Source organism: Halodurantibacterium flavum, assembly GCF_042681825.1.
GTDB lineage: Bacteria > Pseudomonadota > Alphaproteobacteria > Rhodobacterales > Rhodobacteraceae > Halodurantibacterium > Halodurantibacterium flavum.
Window position 1 is genome coordinate 228,941 of sequence record NZ_JBHUGH010000002.1, and the last position, 18,297, is coordinate 247,237.

General features: G+C 62.2%; 15 protein-coding genes and 1 pseudogene. 1 reads left to right on the plus strand and 15 read right to left on the minus strand.

Annotated elements, in window-relative coordinates:
* Nucleotides 1–127: 127 nt before the first annotated feature.
* From ACFSGJ_RS02720 to glpD, 10 genes are all read right to left on the minus strand, one after another.
* On the minus strand, nt 128–793 hold the full coding sequence (locus ACFSGJ_RS02720; protein ID WP_390259270.1) for an NAD(P)H-binding protein: 666 nt from the start codon (nt 791–793) through the stop codon (nt 128–130).
* Between the two features lie 434 nt (nt 794–1,227).
* Entirely contained in the window at nt 1,228–2,352 is a 1,125-nt protein-coding gene (locus tag ACFSGJ_RS02725) for an iron-containing alcohol dehydrogenase (RefSeq protein ID WP_390259614.1), read from the minus strand.
* Nucleotides 2,353–2,443: 91 nt separating this feature from the next.
* Nucleotides 2,444–3,931: a glycerol kinase GlpK gene (gene glpK / locus ACFSGJ_RS02730; protein WP_390259272.1), complete on the minus strand. Its 1,488-nt coding sequence runs from the start codon at nt 3,929–3,931 to the stop codon at nt 2,444–2,446.
* Between the two features lie 135 nt (nt 3,932–4,066).
* A complete protein-coding gene (locus ACFSGJ_RS02735; protein ID WP_390259274.1) occupies nt 4,067–5,779 on the minus strand; it encodes an ABC transporter substrate-binding protein in 1,713 nt (570 codons plus the stop codon).
* A 103-nt stretch (nt 5,780–5,882) separates the two neighbouring features.
* Nucleotides 5,883–6,161 (minus strand): DUF2160 domain-containing protein, encoded by a 279-nt coding sequence (locus ACFSGJ_RS02740; RefSeq protein WP_390259277.1) that lies wholly within the window; start codon nt 6,159–6,161, stop codon nt 5,883–5,885.
* Nucleotides 6,162–6,174: 13 nt separating this feature from the next.
* Nucleotides 6,175–7,032, minus strand: coding sequence for a carbohydrate ABC transporter permease (locus ACFSGJ_RS02745; protein ID WP_390259279.1), 858 nt, complete (start codon nt 7,030–7,032; stop codon nt 6,175–6,177).
* Nucleotide 7,033: 1 nt separating this feature from the next.
* Nucleotides 7,034–7,906, minus strand: coding sequence for a carbohydrate ABC transporter permease (locus tag ACFSGJ_RS02750; protein ID WP_390259282.1), 873 nt, complete (start codon nt 7,904–7,906; stop codon nt 7,034–7,036).
* The gene (locus ACFSGJ_RS02755) at nt 7,906–9,012 is read right to left on the minus strand and encodes an ABC transporter ATP-binding protein (RefSeq protein ID WP_390259285.1); all 1,107 of its coding nucleotides are present in this window, start codon (nt 9,010–9,012) and stop codon (nt 7,906–7,908) included. The genes ACFSGJ_RS02750 and ACFSGJ_RS02755 overlap by 1 nt, the downstream gene beginning before the upstream one ends.
* Nucleotides 9,013–9,021: 9 nt before the next feature.
* The gene (locus ACFSGJ_RS02760; RefSeq protein WP_390259288.1) at nt 9,022–10,110 is read right to left on the minus strand and encodes an ABC transporter ATP-binding protein; all 1,089 of its coding nucleotides are present in this window, start codon (nt 10,108–10,110) and stop codon (nt 9,022–9,024) included.
* Between the two features lie 25 nt (nt 10,111–10,135).
* Nucleotides 10,136–11,743 carry a glycerol-3-phosphate dehydrogenase gene (gene glpD / locus ACFSGJ_RS02765; RefSeq protein ID WP_390259291.1) on the minus strand — a complete coding sequence of 536 codons (1,608 nt, stop codon included), beginning with the start codon at nt 11,741–11,743 and terminating at the stop codon, nt 10,136–10,138.
* A gap of 793 nt (nt 11,744–12,536) precedes the next feature.
* On the opposite strand from glpD, the pseudogene ACFSGJ_RS02770 reads away from it, so the two are divergent.
* Nucleotides 12,537–12,644: pseudogene (locus tag ACFSGJ_RS02770) on the plus strand (IS30 family transposase); the annotation flags it as partial.
* Between the two features lie 172 nt (nt 12,645–12,816).
* On the opposite strand, the gene ACFSGJ_RS02775 reads toward ACFSGJ_RS02770, so the two are convergent.
* The 5 genes from ACFSGJ_RS02775 to ACFSGJ_RS02795 form a co-directional block, all read right to left on the minus strand.
* A complete protein-coding gene (locus ACFSGJ_RS02775; protein ID WP_390259295.1) occupies nt 12,817–13,971 on the minus strand; it encodes an ABC transporter ATP-binding protein in 1,155 nt (384 codons plus the stop codon).
* An 83-nt stretch (nt 13,972–14,054) separates the two neighbouring features.
* Nucleotides 14,055–15,272 (minus strand): ABC transporter substrate-binding protein, encoded by a 1,218-nt coding sequence (locus ACFSGJ_RS02780; RefSeq protein ID WP_390259298.1) that lies wholly within the window; start codon nt 15,270–15,272, stop codon nt 14,055–14,057.
* A 27-nt stretch (nt 15,273–15,299) separates the two neighbouring features.
* Nucleotides 15,300–16,196 (minus strand): carbohydrate ABC transporter permease, encoded by an 897-nt coding sequence (locus ACFSGJ_RS02785; protein ID WP_390259300.1) that lies wholly within the window; start codon nt 16,194–16,196, stop codon nt 15,300–15,302.
* 9 nt (nt 16,197–16,205) lie between these two features.
* On the minus strand, nt 16,206–17,090 hold the full coding sequence (locus ACFSGJ_RS02790) for a carbohydrate ABC transporter permease (protein ID WP_390259302.1): 885 nt from the start codon (nt 17,088–17,090) through the stop codon (nt 16,206–16,208).
* Nucleotides 17,087–18,250: a Gfo/Idh/MocA family protein gene (locus ACFSGJ_RS02795; RefSeq protein ID WP_390259304.1), complete on the minus strand. Its 1,164-nt coding sequence runs from the start codon at nt 18,248–18,250 to the stop codon at nt 17,087–17,089. The genes ACFSGJ_RS02790 and ACFSGJ_RS02795 overlap by 4 nt, the downstream gene beginning before the upstream one ends.
* Nucleotides 18,251–18,297 lie beyond the last annotated feature (47 nt).

Consider the following 18,297-nt stretch of genomic DNA (forward strand, 5'->3'; position numbering starts at 1 on the left):
GCAACGCAGTGCCATTGGCATCATGAATCGCGGCGTCATCCGGCTGGGTCGGACGAAGGGTTTCAATCGTCGCCGTCCGGTTTGCCATCGTCTGATGGCCTGCAGCGCGAACCGACCCGTCGGGTTGTTAGGGGCGTCCGGTCCCGGCCATGGCCGAAACGGCCTCTGCGATCGGGGTCGGACCTGCAGTCACTTCCAGGATGATACGGTTGACATCCGGCTGGCGCAGAACCTCAACAACTGTCGCGGCCACGTCGTCACGGGTGATCTCCTCGTGAACCTTCGCGAGGCCGAGGTCCACCAGGCCGGTCCCAGGAGCGTCGTTCAAGGCTGAGGGACGGACGATAACCCAATCGCGGTCAGTCAGGACGAGTTCGACTTCAGCCTGCTTCTTGGCGACCATGTAGTGTTCGAACTCCTCGTCCATGCGCCGCTCGCGCCAGGCTTCCGGAAAGACCGACACCAGGACCATCCGGGTGATGCCGGCGATCCCGGCTGCCTTCGAAAGCTTGCCGGGGCCTGCGCCGTCGATCTGGTCGATGGTCTCTGGGCCGCCCTCGCCACCGGCACCTGCCGTAAAGACGATGGCGTCATAGCCGCGGATCATCTCGGCGAGTTCCTCGGGAGAAAGCGTCACGAGATCGCCGAGCGTTGCGTTGATTCCCCTTGCAGCCAGATCCGCGGCCTGGGCGGATCTTCGGACCAGTCCCCCGACCTGATCTCCATGCGTGGCAAGCCGCGTTGCGACACGACGACCGACGCCGCCCGCGATCCCGACGATAAAGACTCTCATTCCGGTTCTCCCTTCGGTTCTATTTTCGCGGACCCTATGGTCCTGATGCGAATGGCTGCGTTGTCAGATCTATAGGTGGGCTCCGGCGCAGCGCCTAGCGCAGGCGCGGGAGTTCCAGTTGAAAAGCGCAGAAACGGCACCCAGACAGCAAAACCCGCTGAGAGCGTTCCGTGATCCGGCCGTTTCGAACTGCGCAGGTTTCATGGCCATGGCCTGAATCACATGCACCCTCATTGGATGTGACCCCTTGATTCTCTTGTTTGGACCGCGAGCCTTGAATGCGGTCGGACAGGCTGACCGCGGTTCCGAACCGGTCGGAAAATCGGACACGCTCTCCGTGCGAGCAATGAACTGTTACTACAGTAAGCTGATCGAAGGGCATGACACCCACCCGGCATGGCCGCTGCCAGCGCCAGACCGGAGAACGGTCAATGCTAACCATCGGTCAGGATCTGAAGCAGATCATCCGTCTTCAGATCGACCGGGTTTGCCCTGTAGGAGGAAGACCGCAGCGCCTCGCTGGCAAGTTCAAGGTGCATTTCAGTGGTGACGCCAAGTTCCTGAAGACGGCGGAGGCCCTTGCCGTAGTTCCAGTCCTGGAACTGTTGCACGCTGCCAAACGCTTCGGCGATTTGTTGCATGACCCAGGCGATCCGCTCAGCCGCGACGCTACCCTTTGGTGCAGCCCGCGCATTTGCCCTGAGCACCGGCATCAGCAACGCGCCACAGATCGCCCCGTGTGCCGCGCCGGTCTGGCCGCCGATCACGCCCGCAAAACCGTGCACCGCCCCCAGCCCTGCGTTGGCCAACGCAATCCCGCCGAAGACGCTGGTGAGTGTCATGTCGTCCCATGCCTGCGCATCGCCCTTGTCCAGCAGCCTGCGCAATGCCGAGAGCCCTCGGGGAATGGCGTCGCGGCACAACGCATCGGTCAGGGGATTGGCGCGCGACGAAATGAACGGCTCAATGACCTGCGTGATCGCATCCAGCCCCGAGGCAAGCGTAACCTGTGCCGGGCAGGACGTGCAGAGTTCCGGATCAACCAGCGCCAATGCGGGATAGAGCCTGTCGTCGCGCAGGCTGACCTTACGCGCTGCATCCGGAACAAGTATCACGGCGTTTCGCGTGACTTCGGCTCCGGTGCCCGCTGTGGTGGGGATCGCCACCAGCGGCAGCGGGTCTGCATCCAGCGGCTGGCCTTCGCCCACCACTTCCATATAGCGCATCGCATCGTGCGGTGCGGGGATGAGGGCGGCGAGCGCCTTGCCGTGGTCGATGACCGCCCCGCCCCCGATGGCGATGATCAGATCGGGCCCGAACCCCCGCGCGATTGCCACATGGGCCTGGACGCCCGGCAGATCGGGTTCGCCGCTGGCCTGCAGGTCCAGCACATCGCCGCCCTGGCGCAGCGCGTGCAGCACGTCATCCGCCGCGGCAACGGAGCGTGAGCGCAAGAGCAAAAGGCGGCTTGCCCGCGCACGGGCGAAAGGTATCGCGTCAGAGACCGTGCCACGCCCGAAGCGCAGCGTTCCGGCAGTGGCGAAACCGAAGGCCGTGATCGTCATCGGAGGCACGCTGCGTCCGAAGAGACGCCCGCATCGCCCGTCATTCCCGCGCTGCAAAGCAAACGGTTATAACTTTGCTCTGTCATCAGACGCCCAGCACCGCATCGACACAGCGTTTCCAGCGGGCATAACGCGCGTCCCGGACTGCCGGGCCCATTGCCGCCGTGAACTGCCGTTCGACGGCCCAGCCCTTGGCGAACTCTTCCATTCCGGGCCAGACACCTGCGCGCATCCCCGCGAGCCACGCCGCCCCCAGCGCCGTGGTTTCGAGCACCTTCGGGCGGTCGACCGGCGCGCCGATGATGTCGGACAGGAATTGCATGGCGTAATCATTTGCGGCCATGCCACCATCGACGCGCAGCGTTGGCTGCGCCCCCTCGCGCACCCAGTCGGACTGCATCGCCTCCAGCAGATCGCGGGTCTGGTAGCCCACGGATTCGAGCGCCGCGCGGGCAAACTCGGCGGGTCCGGAATTGCGCGTCATGCCGAAGATCGCGCCGCGCGCTTCGGGCTTCCAGTAGGGCGCGCCAAGCCCCACGAAAGCTGGCACAAGGATCAATTCCTGGCCCGGATCGGCCTGTTCGGCAAGGGCCTGGGTCTCGGCGGCTTCGCGGATCACCTTGATCCCGTCGCGCAGCCATTGCACCACCGCCCCGGCGATGAAGATCGAGCCCTCCAGCGCATAGGTGGGCTTGCCGTCCAGCTGATACGCGATTGTGGTCAGCAGCTTGTTGGTGGAGGTCACCGGCGTTTCACCGGTGTTCAGCACCGCGAAGCAACCGGTGCCATAAGTCGATTTCAGCATGCCGGGCACGAAACAGGCCTGCCCGATGGTTGCGGCCTGCTGGTCACCCGCCACGCCAAGGATCGGTATTTCGCGCCCGAACAGGTCCCCGCGGGTCACGCCGAAATCGGCGGCGCAATCGCGCACCTCCGGCAGCATCTCGCGCGGGATATCGAACAGATCGCAGATGGTCTGGCTCCAGCGGCCCTTGTGGATGTCGTAGAGCATGGTCCGGGCGGCATTGGTCGCGTCTGTCACGTGCACGCGCCCGCCGGTCAGGTTCCAGATCAGCCAGGTATCGACCGTTCCAAATGCAAGTTCTCCCCGCCTCGCACGGTCGCGCGCGCCATCGACCTTGTCGAGGATGTATTTCAGCTTGGTCGCCGAGAAATAAGGATCGGCCAGCAGCCCGGTGCGCGCGGTGATCATTGGCTCATGACCGTTGTCGCGAAGCTGCGCGCAGAAATCGGCGGTGCGGCGGTCCTGCCAGACAATGGCATTATGGATCGGCCTGCCGGTCCTGCGGTCCCAGACCAGCGCGGTTTCGCGTTGGTTGGTGATGCCGATGGCGGCGATTTCCCGCGCCGAAAGCCCGGCCTTCTCGATTGCCGCCCGCGCGGTGGCGGCTGTGGTGGCCCAAAGGTCCGAGGGGTCATGCTCGACCCAGCCCGATTGCGGATAGTGCTGCGGGAATTCCTCCTGCGCCACAGCCCTGATCATCATATCCGCGTCAAAAACGATCCCGCGGCTGGATGTCGTGCCCTGATCAAGTGCGAGAATAAAGCCCATCGACGCCTCCTCTGGGTAACCAGACTGGAAAACCGGAAATCCCGGGAAGGGGGCAAGGCGGCGCATGCATCGCCTTGCCCAGGTCAGCCGGGGCCACGCCGTTACGCAGCCCCGACACGAAGGTAACCAGTGAGGTTACTCTGTCCAGCGGCGGATCAGTTCTTCATAGGCGATGGTGATCGGCTCGCCCTTTTCATCGTCCAGCTTCGGCCAGGGTGCGCCGGGCTGCGAGAGCCAATATTCATCATCCGTGATTTCGTTCAGGAGCGGGCCGACATCGCCCTGAACGCCCGAGCGTTCCAGACGAGCCATCACGGCCTCCTGCTGCTCGCAGAGCGAATCCATCACTTCCTGCGCGGACCGCAGACCCGACGAGGCATCCCCGATATTCTGCCACCACAGTTGCGCCAGACGCGGGTAATCGGGGATGTTGAAGCCTGTATCTGTCCACAGATCGCGTTCGGGCGAGCGGTAGAATTCGATCAGCCCCCCCAGCTGCGGCGCGCGTTCCGTGAAGCTTTCATGCTGAAGCGTGGATTCGCGGATGAAGGTCAGACCGTAATGCGATTTGGCCACATCCACCGTTTTCGAGGCGATGAACTGTGCATAGAGCCAGGCGGCCTGCGCACGGTCAACGGGCGTGGATTCCAGAAGCGTGGCAGAGCCGGCATCCTGATAGCCCACTTTCATGCCCTCTTGCCAATAGGCGCCGTGCGGGCTGGGGGCCATGCGCCATTTCGGTGTGCCGTCCTCGTTCATCACCGGAAGATCAGGTGCGACCATATCCGCGGTGAAGGCCGTATACCAGAACACCTGCTGGGCGATGTTGCCCTGTGCCGGGACCGGGCCCGATTCAGAGAAGTTCATGCCAGCGGCCGCGGCGGGCGCGTAGTCGTTCAGCCAGTCCACGTATTTCTGGATCGAGTAGACCGCCGCCGGGCTGTTCGTGGCGCCACCACGGTTCATGCACGATCCGACCGGACGAAAGTTCTCGTCCACCCGGATGCCCCATTCATCGACCGGAACCCCGTTCGGCAGGCCAAGGTCGGATGCCCCGGCCATCGAGAGCCATGCATCCGTGTGACGCCAGCCGAGCGAGGGATCGCGGCGGCCGTAATCCATATGACCATAGACAGTCACCCCGTCGATTTCGCGGCCGGTAAAGAAGGCGGCGATATCTTCATAGGCCGACCAGTTGACCGGAACGCCCAGATCATAGCCGTATTCCTCCCGGAACTCGGCCTGAATTTCCGGGTCCGAGAACCAGTCATGGCGGAACCAGTAGAGATTGGCGAATTGCTGGACCGGCAACTGATAAAGCTTGCCATCCGGTCCGGTGGCCATCGAGGTGCCGATGAAATCATCAAGATCCAGCCCGGGATTGGTGAAATCAGCGCCCTCACCCGCCATCCAGTCGGTCAGGTTGCGGGTCTGCTGGTAGCGCCAATGCGTGCCGATCAGGTCGGCGTCATTGACATACATGTCAAAGACGTTTTCGCCGGTCTGCAACTGGGTTTGCAGCCGCTCGACCACATCGCCTTCGCTGATCAGCGTATGGGTGACATTGATGCCGGTGATCGCGCTGAATGCGGGGGCAAGGACGCGGGATTCCCACTCATGGGTCGTGATTGTCTCGGACACGACGTTGATGCTCATGCCCCGATGCGGTTCGGCGGCATCGATGAACCACTGCAGTTCGGCTTCCTGCTCTTCCCGCGTCAGGACCGACATATCCCCGATATGTTCGTCCAGAAAGGCGCGGGCGGCGTCCATATCGGCGAAGGCCGGCGCTCCCATCGCTGTGAGCGCCAGAGCCAGCGCGGTTGATGTTCTTGTCAGGTGGTTCATGCTACATCCTCCCATGGATTGAACCTGTCATTTTCGGTCGTCGCGTGTCCGGTCCATCACAGGCTCCCACCCCTGCCGGTCCGGGCACGCGATTTGCGCGCCCTTACACCCAGCGAAACACCGCTGCGGCGTAAAGTGCGCAAATTCCCAAAGCCCACCATTGCGGCAGGCCGCTTAGTGCCAGCCAGCCCGCGTTTATGAAGGCCGAGCCGAGAAGCGTGATAAACAGCCGGTCCCCGCGGGTCGTCTCGATCATCAGGATGCCGCGACGCGGGGTTTCGGGGTAGCGGATGCCCAGAAAGGTGAAGATCAGCAGAAGGCAGGCAATCACGATGAAGAAGATTGCCGTGGCCTGTGTCCATGCCATCCAGTTGAGGTTCATGGCCTGCCCTTTCTCAGACGCGGCCCAGGGCAAAGCCCTTGGCGATGTAGTTGCGCACGAAATAGATCACGAGCGCCCCCGGAACGATGGTCAGCACGCCGGCGGCGGCGAGAACCCCCCAGTCGATGCCCGAGGCCCCGACCGTGCGTGTCATGATCGAGGCGATGGGCTGCGCGTTGACGGCCGTCAGCGTGCGCGAAAGAAGCAGTTCCACCCAGGAAAACATGAAGCAGAAAAACGCCGCCACGCCGATGCCACTTGCGATCAGCGGCATGAAGATCTTCACGAAGAAGCGCGGGAAGGAATAGCCGTCGATATAGGCGGTTTCGTCGATTTCCCTGGGCACGCCGCGCATGAACCCTTCCAGAATCCACACGGCCAGCGGCACGTTGAAAAGCGTATGTGCAAGCGCCACCGCAATATGGGTGTCGAAGAGGCCGACACTGGAATAAAGCTGAAAGAAGGGCAGAGCGAACACAGCGGGCGGGGCCATGCGGTTCGTCAGCAGCCAGAAGAACAGATGTTTGTCGCCCAGGAAACGGTAGCGCGAGAAGGCATAGGCGGCAGGCAGTGCAACTGCGAGCGACAGGACCGTGTTCATCACCACATAGGTGATCGAATTGACATAGCCGATATACCAGCTGCGGTCCGTCAGGATGGTGCGGAAATTGTCGAGCGTCGGGTTTTGCGGCCAGAGCGTGAAGCCGCCCGTGATCTCGCGATTGGTTTGCAGGCTCATTTTCAGAAGCCAGTAAATCGGTATCAGCATGAAGGCGAGATAAAGCACCATGACGACATGGCGGATGCGGATCCGGGGCAGGGCATGGCGGCGTGCCGGCGTGGCGGCGTAAGCGTCGGTTGTTGAGGCCATCCTACCGGCCCTCCGCTTTGTCGAGATTGGTCATGACGGTGTAGAACACCCAGCTCACCAGCAGGATCACAAGGAAATACATGATCGAGAACGCCGCTGCCGGGCCGAGGTCGAACTGTCCGAGCGCCATTTTCACGAGATCGATGGACAGGAAGCTGGTCGCGGTGCCGGGGCCGCCGCCGGTCACGACGAACGGCTCGGTATAGATCATGAAGCTGTCCATGAAGCGCAGCAGGATCGCGATCAGCAGCACGCCCTGCATTTTCGGCAATTCGATGTAGCGGAAAACCTTCCACCTGCTCGCCTGATCGATCTTCGCCGCCTGATAATAGGCCTGCGGGATGGATTGCAGCCCCGCATAGGCCAAAAGCGCGACCAGCGAGGTCCAGTGCCATACGTCCATCGTCACGACGATGATCCAGGCATGGACAGGGTTACGAGAGTAGTTCCAGCCGATGCCAAGGTTGTTGAGCGCGTAGCCGAGGGCGCCGATATCGGTCCGCCCCAGTATCTGCCAGATCGTGCCCACCACGTTCCACGGGATCAGAAGCGGCAGCGCCATCAGGACCAGACAAACCGACGCCCAGATGCCTTTCTTCGGCATGCAAAGGGCAACCAGGATACCGAGCGGAATCTGGATGGCCAGAATGATGCCAGAGAACATCAACTGCCGTCCGAGCGCCGCGTGCACCTGCCGCGAGGTCAGCACGTCCTGAAACCATGTCAGCCCTTCCCAGAAGAACACGTTATTGCCGAATGTGTCCTGCACCGAATAGTTCACGACAGTCATCAGCGGGATTACGGCGGAAAAGGCCACCAGCAGGAGGACGGGCAGCACCAGAAACCACGCCTTGTTGTTCTGAACCTTATCCATCAGACGGCCTCTCTTGCAGGGGTGGACACGGCATGGAGCGGCGCCACGCGCCAGTCATCGGCATAGACGCCGATCCGTTCGCGCCGGAATTTCAGGCGGTTGGCGCCAGCAGGCACGGGCATGCCTTCGGGCAGAATGGCATTCACGGGGTTTCCTGCAAATTCCGCGCGCAGGATCTGATGGCGGCCCACATCCTCGATGCGTCTGATCGTGACGGGCAGCCCGTCATCCCCGGCGGCAAGCGTGACGAATTCCGGGCGGATGCCGATCTGCACGCGGCCCTTCAGCGGTTTGTAACTGCCGCCAAGGGGCACGACATGACCCGCACACCGGGCTGTGTTGCCGGAAACTTCAGCCTCGATCAGGTTCATACCCGGCGAGCCGATGAAATATCCCACGAACGTATGCGCCGGCCGCTCGAACAGTTCCTCGGGTGTCCCGAGCTGGACGACACGCCCGTCATGCATGACGGCAACCTTGTCGGCAAAGGTCAGCGCTTCGGTCTGGTCATGGGTCACATAGATCATGGTGTGACCGAATTGTTTGTGGAGCGCCTTGAGCTGGCTGCGGAGCTCCCATTTCATATGCGGGTCGATCACCGTCAGCGGTTCGTCGAAAAGGATCGCGTTGACATCCTCGCGCACCATCCCGCGCCCAAGGCTGATCTTCTGTTTCGCATCTGCGGTCAGCCCGCGCGCCTTGCGCCGGAGCATATGCTCCATCCCGATCATCGTGGCGATTTCCTGGACGCGGGCGGCGATATAGGCTGCATCCATGCCGCGGTTGCGCAGCGGAAAGGCCAGATTGTCCCCTACGGTCATCGTGTCATAAATGACCGGGAACTGGAAAACCTGCGCGATATTGCGCGCGACCGTATCGTCGCGGGTCACATCGCGGTCGCCGAACAGGATACGACCGCGCGAGGGCACCAGAAGACCAGAGATAATGTTCAGCAGCGTGGACTTGCCACAGCCGGACGCCCCCAAAAGGGCATAGGCTTCCCCGTCCCCCCACACATGGTCCAGCTGCTTGAGCGCGTAATCAGCTTCGCCTTTCGGATTGGGCAGATAGGAATGCGCCAGATTGTCGAGTGTGATCTTTGCCATGGTGCCCCCTCAGGCCGCCTGCACAAAGCTGGCGGGAGCGACAAGCTGACCGCTCTCGGCAAAGACATGGACATGGGCCGCATCGAGCCAGACCTCGATCGGCTGGCCGAATTCGAGATGATGCACGCCATGCATCAACCCCACATAGGACTCGCCCGCATGATCGAGATGCATGAAGGTTTCGGAACCCGTGATCTCGGTCACTTTCAGCGTGCATCTGAAATGCAGCCCGTCATTGCCCTGCGCCCGCAGATGCAGATGGTCCGGGCGGAAACCGGCGCGGTAGCTGCCATCGGGCAGGTTCGCCATGGCGCCCTTTGCCGCTGCAACCTGGCCCTCACCGAAACTGACCTTGTTGCCCGCCTTGGTGATGCGGGTGAAATTCATCGGCGGGTCCGAGATGACCCGTGCCGTGATGACATCCTTTGGCGCGCGATAGACCTGCGGGGTCGGGCCGAATTGCGTGACTTCGCCCTGCCACATGGTCGCGACATTGCCGCCCAGAAGCAACGCTTCTTCCGGTTCGGTCGTCGCATAGACAAAGATCGCGCCCGACTCCTCGAAGATGCGCGGGATTTCGGCCCGCAATTCCTCGCGCAGCTTGTAGTCCAGATTGGCCAGCGGCTCGTCCAGCAGCACCAGTCCTGCATTCTTGACCAGCGCCCGCGCAAGCGCGCAGCGCTGTTGCTGTCCGCCAGACAGTTCAAGCGGCTTGCGCTGCAGCAGCGGCGTCAGCTGCATCAGCGCGGCGGCCTCCTGCACGCGACGGTCGATCTCGGCCCGCGACACCCCCATCAGCCGCAGGGGCGAGGCGATGTTGTCATAGACGGTCATCGACGGGTAGTTGATGAATTGCTGGTAGACCATCGCCACCTTGCGGTCCTGCACCCGCATTCCGGTGACATCGCGGCCTTCCCACAGAACACGCCCCGTAGCGGGCACGTCGAGCCCTGCCATGATCCGCATCAGCGTGGTCTTGCCCGACAGAGTGGGGCCAAGAAGCACGTTCATCGTGCCGCGCTCCAGCGTCAGGTCGGTGGGATAGACGTGATGTTGCCCCTCCGCAACCTTCGAGACGCCCTCCAATACCAGCGACATTCCTTGCTCCTCCCTCTCGCGCCGCCTATTCCGCAGCGCGCAATACCTCGTTCACATTCCGGGCCATCCAGTCCTCCAGCCCTGCCACCTGATCCTGGGTCAGCCGCAGCCCCAGCTTGCTGCGCCGCCAGATTACGTCTTCGGCGCTGCGCGCGAATTCATGGGTCATCAACCAACTGACTTCCGCCGCGGTCAGCGTCGCGCCGAAATCCTGACCCAGATCCGCGGCGTTCCTTGCATCGCCAAGGATGGCCCGCGCCTCGGTCCCATAGGCGCGCACCAGACGCCGTGCCCAGAATTCGGTCAGGAACGGATAATCGGCCAGCAGGCCCCCTACCAGCGCCGGGCCGCCATCATGGACGAAATCGCCCCCCGGCAGCGCCTCGCCGGCGGTCCATTTGCCTTTTGCAACGGGCAGCACGGTGCCGATCTGGTCGAGCGCCGCTTCCGCCAACCGCCGGTAGGTGGTGATCTTGCCGCCGAAGATGTTCAGCACAGGCGCCCCCGCCGAGCGGTCGATCCGGAGCGTGTAGTCGCGCGTCGCGGCCGTCGCCGAACTGGCCCCGTCATCATAAAGCGGGCGCACGCCGGAATAGGTCCAGACGACATCTTCCTTCGTCACCGGCCTGGCGAAATACTGGCTGGCGAAGCGGCACAGATAGTCACGCTCTTCTTCGGTACATTCGGGCGCGTGCGCAGGGTCGTCATGTTCCGCATCCGTGGTGCCGATCAACGTGAAATCCTGCTCATAAGGAATCGCGAAGATGATCCGCCCGTCCGAACCTTGAAAGAAGTAGCATTTGTCGTGGTCGTAGAGCTTGCGGGTCACAATATGGCTGCCGCGCACCAGTCGCACATTCTCGCGGCTGTTCAGCCGCAGCTTGCCGTGGATCACATCGCCAACCCACGGCCCCGCCGCATTCACCAGCATTTTCGCCCGGACTGTCCTCGTTTGGCCTTCGTTGCTGACCGTGACGTGCCAGATACCGTTTTCCACAGTGGCCGACACAACCTCGGTTCGCGTGTGAATCTGCGCACCGCGCGCCTTTGCATCGCGGGCATTCAGCACGACAAGACGCGAATCTTCGACCCAGCAGTCGGAGTATTCATAGGCTTTGACAAAGCGATCCTGCAGCGGCGCGCCCTCGGCGGTGCCCCGCAGCATCCGCGTGGATGTACCCGGCAAAATCTTGCGCGCGCCGAGGTTGTCGTAGAGAAACAGGCCCAGACGGATCAGCCAGCCCGGACGCCGCCCCCGCATCCATGGCATCAGAAAAGACAGCAGTTTCGACGTGGGCGTGTCGCTCTCGAACCGCATATCCTGATGATATGGCAGCACGAACCGCATCGGCCAGGAGATGTGCGGCATTGCGCGCAGCAGGATTTCGCGTTCGATCAACGCTTCGCGCACCAGCCGGAACTCGAAATATTCCAGATACCGCAGGCCCCCATGAAAGAGCTTGGTCGAGGCCGAAGAGGTCGCGCCGGCCAGATCGCCCTTCTCGCACAATACGACCGACAGCCCGCGTCCGGCCGCATCGCGCGCAATCCCGCAGCCGTTGATGCCGCCGCCGATGATCAGCAGATCATGAACCGGATCACCGGATGCCGAAGATGCGATGAATGACGACATACGCCCTCCCGAAGCGTCGCGGCACCTGTGTCCGAACGCTAGCCTGTGATGTTCGTTTTACACAAGATATTTTTCGCTATGTGACGCGAAATTTTCGGTTCGCGCGCATTTGTTTGCGCTAGACGTCATGCTGTCGAAACGAACATCGCGGGTTCGCTACGCACCGCTAATGCCGGACCGTGCGCTGGCGGAGCGCAAATTAACTCACGGGCGTGAGAGAGAAGAGACGGAAGCAACCCCTCCAAATCCGAGCGCCTGCGCGACCTTCTGACCATTGCGCGCCGGGACGGGCGGCTACCGGGCGAGGATCTGCCGCGCGTTTTGACGTGATCGAACGGATGAGCCGCTTCCTCGTCATCCTGCAGAACCCCGGGAAGCGAACGAAGCCGATCATGGCCCAGATCGCTAAAGCCCTTGGCCCCCTGCCCCAGAAGGCGCGAAGGTCAGTGACCTTCGACCGCGGGTCGGGGTTCGTCGACTGGCCGCATCTTCAGGCAAAGTCCGGAGCGCAGACGTGGTTCTGCGTGCTCACCGTGGCAAAAAGGAGCCATCGAACATGCCAACAAGCGCCTGCATCGCCGGATGCCCCGCGACACCGATCCAGCGCGCCTCTCCCAGAAGGACCCCCGGCCAGCTCTGCGCCTCCCTGAACGAGACCCCGCGCAAGTGCCTGGGCTTCCGCGCCCCGGCCGAGGTCTTCTGCGCTCATCTCCTCGTGCGAGGTCACCGGCAGGCCAAACTCCCACCAAATCAAAGTCGCATCGGGGCTGGCGCGTCCACGGCACAATCTGAAATGGGGTTGCGAGATGTTCAGGACATGAATGCGAAGATGCCAGTCAAGAAGATCGCAGAGAAGCTCGGCAGGCATCCTTCGAGGATCTACTGCGAGATCAAGCGGAACGGCTTCGTCGACGAAGAGCTGACGTATGTGACCTGCTACTACGGAATGGTCGCCGGTAAGCCTGCCTCGGATCGACGCGCGAGGCGTCGAAAACTCGTCCGGTGTCCGGATTCCGGAGAATGGTTCGGCCCGGCTTTGAGCGGGAATAAGAACCTCCGGACCTGGCCCATGTTCAGCCTGCGGTGTCGAGCACCGGCGCAGGCGCTTGCATCCGCATATCGGCCATATCGACATGCCGCTCATACGCCTGTCCGTCGGCGTCGAACAGATGGCAATCCGCTGCCGAGAACGACAGGCTGACCCGGGGGGCCTCGGCCGAAACCTGTGTGCCCGGCAGAACGAAGCAGAAATTGCCGGCATCGCCCGGCAGAGGAGCATAGCCGATAGTGTGCTGGCCCAGATACTCCACGACGGACGGTGCGACGGTCATCTGCGCTTCGCCCTCGCCCAGCACGACATGTTCGGGACGGATGCCAAGGGTCATCGCTTTGCCCTGCAATGCCGCGCTCTGCCCGGCAGGTACACGGACCGGGATCGTCAGGCGACGGTCCTCGAGGATCACCTCGATGCCGGCATCGGAGACGGCATGGCAAGTGACCGGCAGAAAGTTCATCCGCGGGTTGCCGATGAACCCGGCCACGAACACGTTCTGCGGCTTGTGATACAGTTCCAGCGGTGCGCCCACCTGCGCGATGATCCCGCCGTTCAGCACGACGATGCGGTCTGCCATTGTCATTGCTTCGACCTGATCGTGGGTGACGTAGATCATCGTCGATCCCAGCTGCTTGTGCAGGCGGGTCAGTTCGATCCGCATGTCGGCCCGCAGCGCCGCGTCGAGGTTTGAGAGCGGTTCATCGAAGAGGAAAATCTTTGGTTCGCGGACGATCGCCCGGCCGATGGCGACACGCTGGCGCTGACCACCCGAGAGGTTCCCGGGTTTCTGGTTCATCCGCGTTTCCAGATGCAGGATGCGCGCCGCCTCGTCCACCTTGCGGCGGATCTCGGCTTCGGGCGCGCCCTCGACACGCAGTGGGAAGGCGATGTTCTCATAGACGCTCATATGCGGATAAAGCGCGTAGGACTGGAACACCATCGCGATGCCGCGCTTGACCGGAGCCAGATCGTTGACGCGCTTGCCGTCGATGACGATGTCGCCGCCCGATGTATTTTCAAGTCCTGCGATCATCCTCAGAAGGGTGGACTTGCCGCAGCCCGAAGGGCCGACAAAGACCATGAATTCGCCCTCCTTGACGTCGAGCGAGACACTCCTGACCGCTTCGAACGTGCCGAAGGTCTTGGTGATCTTTTCCAGGGTAAGTTGGCCCAAGGCGCGTCTCCTGCTATTGGCGAAATGCGCTTCCATGGTTGAACGGCAAGGCAGGCGCCCGACATCATCGGGCGCCGGAAGCGTCACTTGTAGGCTTCAAGCTGTTCCGCGGCACGCGTCAGGGCGGCCTGCGGTTCAGCGGTGCCGGTCACGACGGATTGCACCATCTCGATCATGACGTTCTGGAACCCGGTATAGTCGGTGAACAGCGGTTCGGGTCCGCCGAATTCGATGCCCTCGATATAGGGGGCCCAGTATGGCGTGTCCGCGACCAGCTGATCGACGGCGGCCGACGGGCGCAGCGGGGTCAGGCCGGCCTCGGGCGACATCTCGTATTCAAGCTGAATGTCGGGCGAGGTGATGTATTTGGCAAATTCGATCGCCTTCTCCTCGACACCCGTTTCCGCGAACACCACGAGGGAATCCGTTATCAGCAGCGTGCCGGGCCCCTCGGCCGAAGGGCCGATCGGCAGGTTCGCGACGCCCCAGTTGATATCAGTCTCCATCGCGCGGAAGGCCGTCCCGACCGAAGCCTGCAGCATCCCCACCTGACCGTCGAGGAAGATGGCGCGCATCTCGTTTTGTTCATAGGCGGTGGCACCGGGCACCGAATAGGGCGTGATATCCTGATAGGCCTGCAGCGCCTCCAGAACCTCGGGGCTGTCCATCACGATGTTGTCTTCGGCATCGATGATCTGGCCGTTGTTGGTGTAAACCCAATGCAGGAACTGGTGCATCGTGTTGTCGAATGTCCTTGCCGACAGGCCATAGCCCGCGAACTCGGTGTTCTCGGTGATCTGCCGCGCGGCGGCGATGGTTTCCTCCCAGGTGGTCGGCGGGCTTTCGGGGTCGAGGCCGGCTGCCTCGAAGATGTCCTTGTTCCAGTACATCGCCTTGGTCGAGAAGGCGATCGGCACGCCCCATTGCGTGCCCTCGAAGGTCACCGTGTCGACGATATGCGGGTAGTAAAGCGCCATCTCCTCTTCGGTCATCGGCACCGGCACGATCAACTCGTTCAGCGCGAATTCCTTGAGCGTGCGCGAGCCGACATAGGCCATCCCCACCGGACTGCCAGCGGCGGCAAGGGTGGTCGCCTTGTCCTGGCATTGCGCCCAGCCCACAAGCTCGGGCGTGACGGTCCAGCCTTCGTTCATCGCCTCCCATTCGGCGATGTAGCGTTCGTGCACCGGGTCGATCCGGTCGCCGCAGTAGATCCAGCTGATGTCCTGCGCCATCGCAGGCAGCGCGGAGGTGCCGGCCAGCACCAGTCCGATCAGGCTCGTTTTCGCAAGGTGTGTCACGTCGCGTCTCCTGTTGGTGAGGGTTGTTTATTTGACCGCGCCAGCGGTCAGCCCGCCAACGAGGTATCGTTGCAGATAGAAGATGATGACCAGCGCGGGGGCGATCCCCACGAAACTTGCGGCCATCAATTCGTTCCAGATCACCTCCTGCCTGCCGAAAAAGGCGAACAGCCCGACGGGCAGCGGCATGTATTCGGTTCTGGAATTGAAGGTCAGGGCAAAGATGAACTGCTGCGCATAGGCGCCGATGAACGTCATGATCGCCACCACGATGATGCCCGGACGTGCGATCGGCAGGATCACGCGGCGGAACGTGTAGAATTCCGACGCGCCATCCATATAGGCGGCCTCATGCAATTCGGGCGGAATGCGCATCATGTAGGTGCGCAACAACCAGATCGCGGAGGGGATCAGGAAAGCCGCACCGGGGATGATCATCGCCCAGTAGGTATTGAGCAGCCCCAGGGTCCGCATCAGACGAAAGAGCGGAATCAAAAGCACCGCACCTGAAAACATCGACACGGCCAGAAATGCGCCAAGGACCAGCGCCATGCCCCTGAACTTGAACCGCGCGAAGGCATAGGCAGCCGGGACGACCAGAACCAGCACGATGACCGTGGCCACCGTCGCGATCAAAAGCGAGTTGAAGATATAAAGCCCGAAATACGGGATGCGGACCCACATCGTGCGATAGGCCTCGAACGACCCGTTCTCGGGCCAGAAGCGGTAGGGCGTCGAGAAAAGCTGCGCCAGCGGCTTGAGGCTGACGAGGAACCCTTCGATGAAGGGCGACAGCATGAAGAACAGAAACACGAACACGCCGAGATAGATAAGGATCAGTTCGAACCAGCTGTATCGGTCGATCATCGCGCGGGGGCTTGCGCTGCGCCGGAGGATCGGAAGCTTGGGGAAAGGTAGTCTCATGTCCTGTTCCTAGACCCTGTCCATCCTGGCCAGCCGGCGTGTCATGCGGAAATAGGCAACACAGAACAGCGACAGGAAGATGCAGATCACCACCGCGCGGGCCGCGCCTTCGCCATAGCGACGCGAGCCGATGGCAACCGAATAGGTGTCGATGATCATGGTCGTGGTACTGCCCGAGGGGCCGCCTTGCGTCAGGATCCAGATGATGTCGAAGCTGTTGAAGGTGGCGATCAACGACAGCATCGACATGGTAATCATCGCGGGCATCATCAGCGGCAGCGTGATACGGCGGAACCGGTACCAGCGGCTCGCGCCATCGGTCCAGGCGGCTTCGTAAAGATCGCGCGGGATCGCCTGAATGGCCGCGAGGAAATAGATCGTCACCATCGGCACGCCGATCCAGACATCCGTCACGATGGTCGCCCAAAAGGCCGAGCGGCCATAGGCCAGGAACGCCACCGGGCCGTCGACGAAGCCGAACCGCTGAAGCAATCCCGAAATCATCCCGAACTGGCCGTTGTACATCCAGCCCCACATGAAGATCCCGATGGCCATCGGCACGACCCAGGGCGGCATGGTCAGGATGCGGAACAGGTTGCGACCGGGCACCGCGCAGTTCAGCAGGACCGCCCCGAAGGTGCCGATGATCATCTTCAGCAGGACGGAAAAGAACGTCCATGTCAGCGTGCGGATGATGATCTCCATAAAGCGCCAATCGAAGATGCGTTCGTAATTGGCCCAGCCCACGTAATCGGACGTCCTGCGCAGCGAGGCATTGGTGAAGGACAGTCGAAACGTCTCGACCAGCGGCCATGCGACGATCACCAGCACATAAAGGATCGCAGGCGCCAGAAGCGTCCATGCAAAGAACCAGGCGGCACGCGACTGGGTCATGCCACCGCACCCTTGCGGACCAGCGCCTCATCGTATCTGTCCCAGATCGGGCGCAGGTCCACAACCTGCCTGCTGCGACGCGCGTCATCCATGCTGAGCGCGAGAATCCCCGCCTCGAGCGCGTCCAGCGGCGACACCGGCAGGGGGCCGTTGCGCATCACATGGGCGATCACCTCGGCGGCCATCGTCTCGTCCGCGCCGTAGTGCTGCGACAGCGCGGTGGGCTCGTAGGTTTTTTCCATGGTGGCGGTCTCGGTCGCTACGTCGGTGACCTTGAAAGCGGCACGAATGAAATCTCCTTCGGCCTGTCCCCTGGTGCCAAAGACGGCAAAGCGGCGAAACTGGTCGGGCGCGTTCAGATTGGTGTGGAAATTCATGCCCACGCCATTGGCATATTCGATGATGGCGACCTGATAGTCGATGATGTCCCCGTCGCTGTCGAACACCCTGTCGGACCCGTTCCAGCCCGACGGCTTGCGGTGGTACAGTTCCATGTCGTTGGCGCCGTCGCGGCGCGGATCGTTTTCGGGGATGAAGGTCTTGCGTCCGCCAAAGCTTGCCACGCGTTCGGGTCGCGCGCCGATCAGGCCGTTGTAAAGGTCAAGATCATGGCAGCATTTCTCCAGCATAAAGCTGCCCGCCCATTTCTCATAGCGCCGCCAGTCACGCATGAAGAACGCACCATGATAGGGATAGATGTGCTCGGCCGCTTCCACCGATACGATCTGGCCCAGAAGGCCATTGTCGCGTGCAGCGATCAGATCGCGGTAGAGCGGCGCATAGCGCAGGACCAGGCCGACCAGCAGCCGGTCCGACCCGTGACGCGCCATCAGACGCGCGAGCTCATAGGTCTGGTCGATCGTGGCGACGATGGGCTTTTCCGAAAAGACCATGTTGCCGGCCTCGACGCCGAGGCGGATGTGATCGAGATGCAGGTGGTTTGGCGATCCGATCATCAGAAGGTCGTACCCGCCCGCCTTGACCAGCGCCTCGGGCGAGGTGTGGGCCGTGCCCGCGCTGATGCCGTGCTCGGTGAGCGTGGTCAGTCCGGCCGGCGCAGGATCGAAATATCCCACGATTTCAAAGGCGGGGTCCATCTGGCTGAAGACATATCCAAGATAGCCGAGACGGTACCCCAAACCGATGATTGCGACCTTCATACGACGTCCCTGTCACGAAATTAATTTTCTCAATCTGGCGTCACTTC

Coding starts and splice junctions, on each gene's coding strand:
- ACFSGJ_RS02740 (WP_390259277.1), bottom strand. CDS start 6,161: ATGAACCTCAACTGGATGGCATGGACACAGGCCACGGCAATCTTCTTC.
- ACFSGJ_RS02795 (WP_390259304.1), bottom strand. CDS start 18,250: ATGAAGGTCGCAATCATCGGTTTGGGGTACCGTCTCGGCTATCTTGGA.
- ACFSGJ_RS02750 (WP_390259282.1), bottom strand. CDS start 7,906: ATGGATAAGGTTCAGAACAACAAGGCGTGGTTTCTGGTGCTGCCCGTC.
- ACFSGJ_RS02760 (WP_390259288.1), bottom strand. CDS start 10,110: ATGTCGCTGGTATTGGAGGGCGTCTCGAAGGTTGCGGAGGGGCAACAT.
- ACFSGJ_RS02735 (WP_390259274.1), bottom strand. CDS start 5,779: ATGAACCACCTGACAAGAACATCAACCGCGCTGGCTCTGGCGCTCACA.
- glpD (WP_390259291.1), bottom strand. CDS start 11,743: ATGTCGTCATTCATCGCATCTTCGGCATCCGGTGATCCGGTTCATGAT.
- ACFSGJ_RS02755 (WP_390259285.1), bottom strand. CDS start 9,012: ATGGCAAAGATCACACTCGACAATCTGGCGCATTCCTATCTGCCCAAT.
- ACFSGJ_RS02745 (WP_390259279.1), bottom strand. CDS start 7,032: ATGGCCTCAACAACCGACGCTTACGCCGCCACGCCGGCACGCCGCCAT.
- ACFSGJ_RS02790 (WP_390259302.1), bottom strand. CDS start 17,090: ATGACCCAGTCGCGTGCCGCCTGGTTCTTTGCATGGACGCTTCTGGCG.
- glpK (WP_390259272.1), bottom strand. CDS start 3,931: ATGGGCTTTATTCTCGCACTTGATCAGGGCACGACATCCAGCCGCGGG.
- ACFSGJ_RS02785 (WP_390259300.1), bottom strand. CDS start 16,196: ATGAGACTACCTTTCCCCAAGCTTCCGATCCTCCGGCGCAGCGCAAGC.
- ACFSGJ_RS02720 (WP_390259270.1), bottom strand. CDS start 793: ATGAGAGTCTTTATCGTCGGGATCGCGGGCGGCGTCGGTCGTCGTGTC.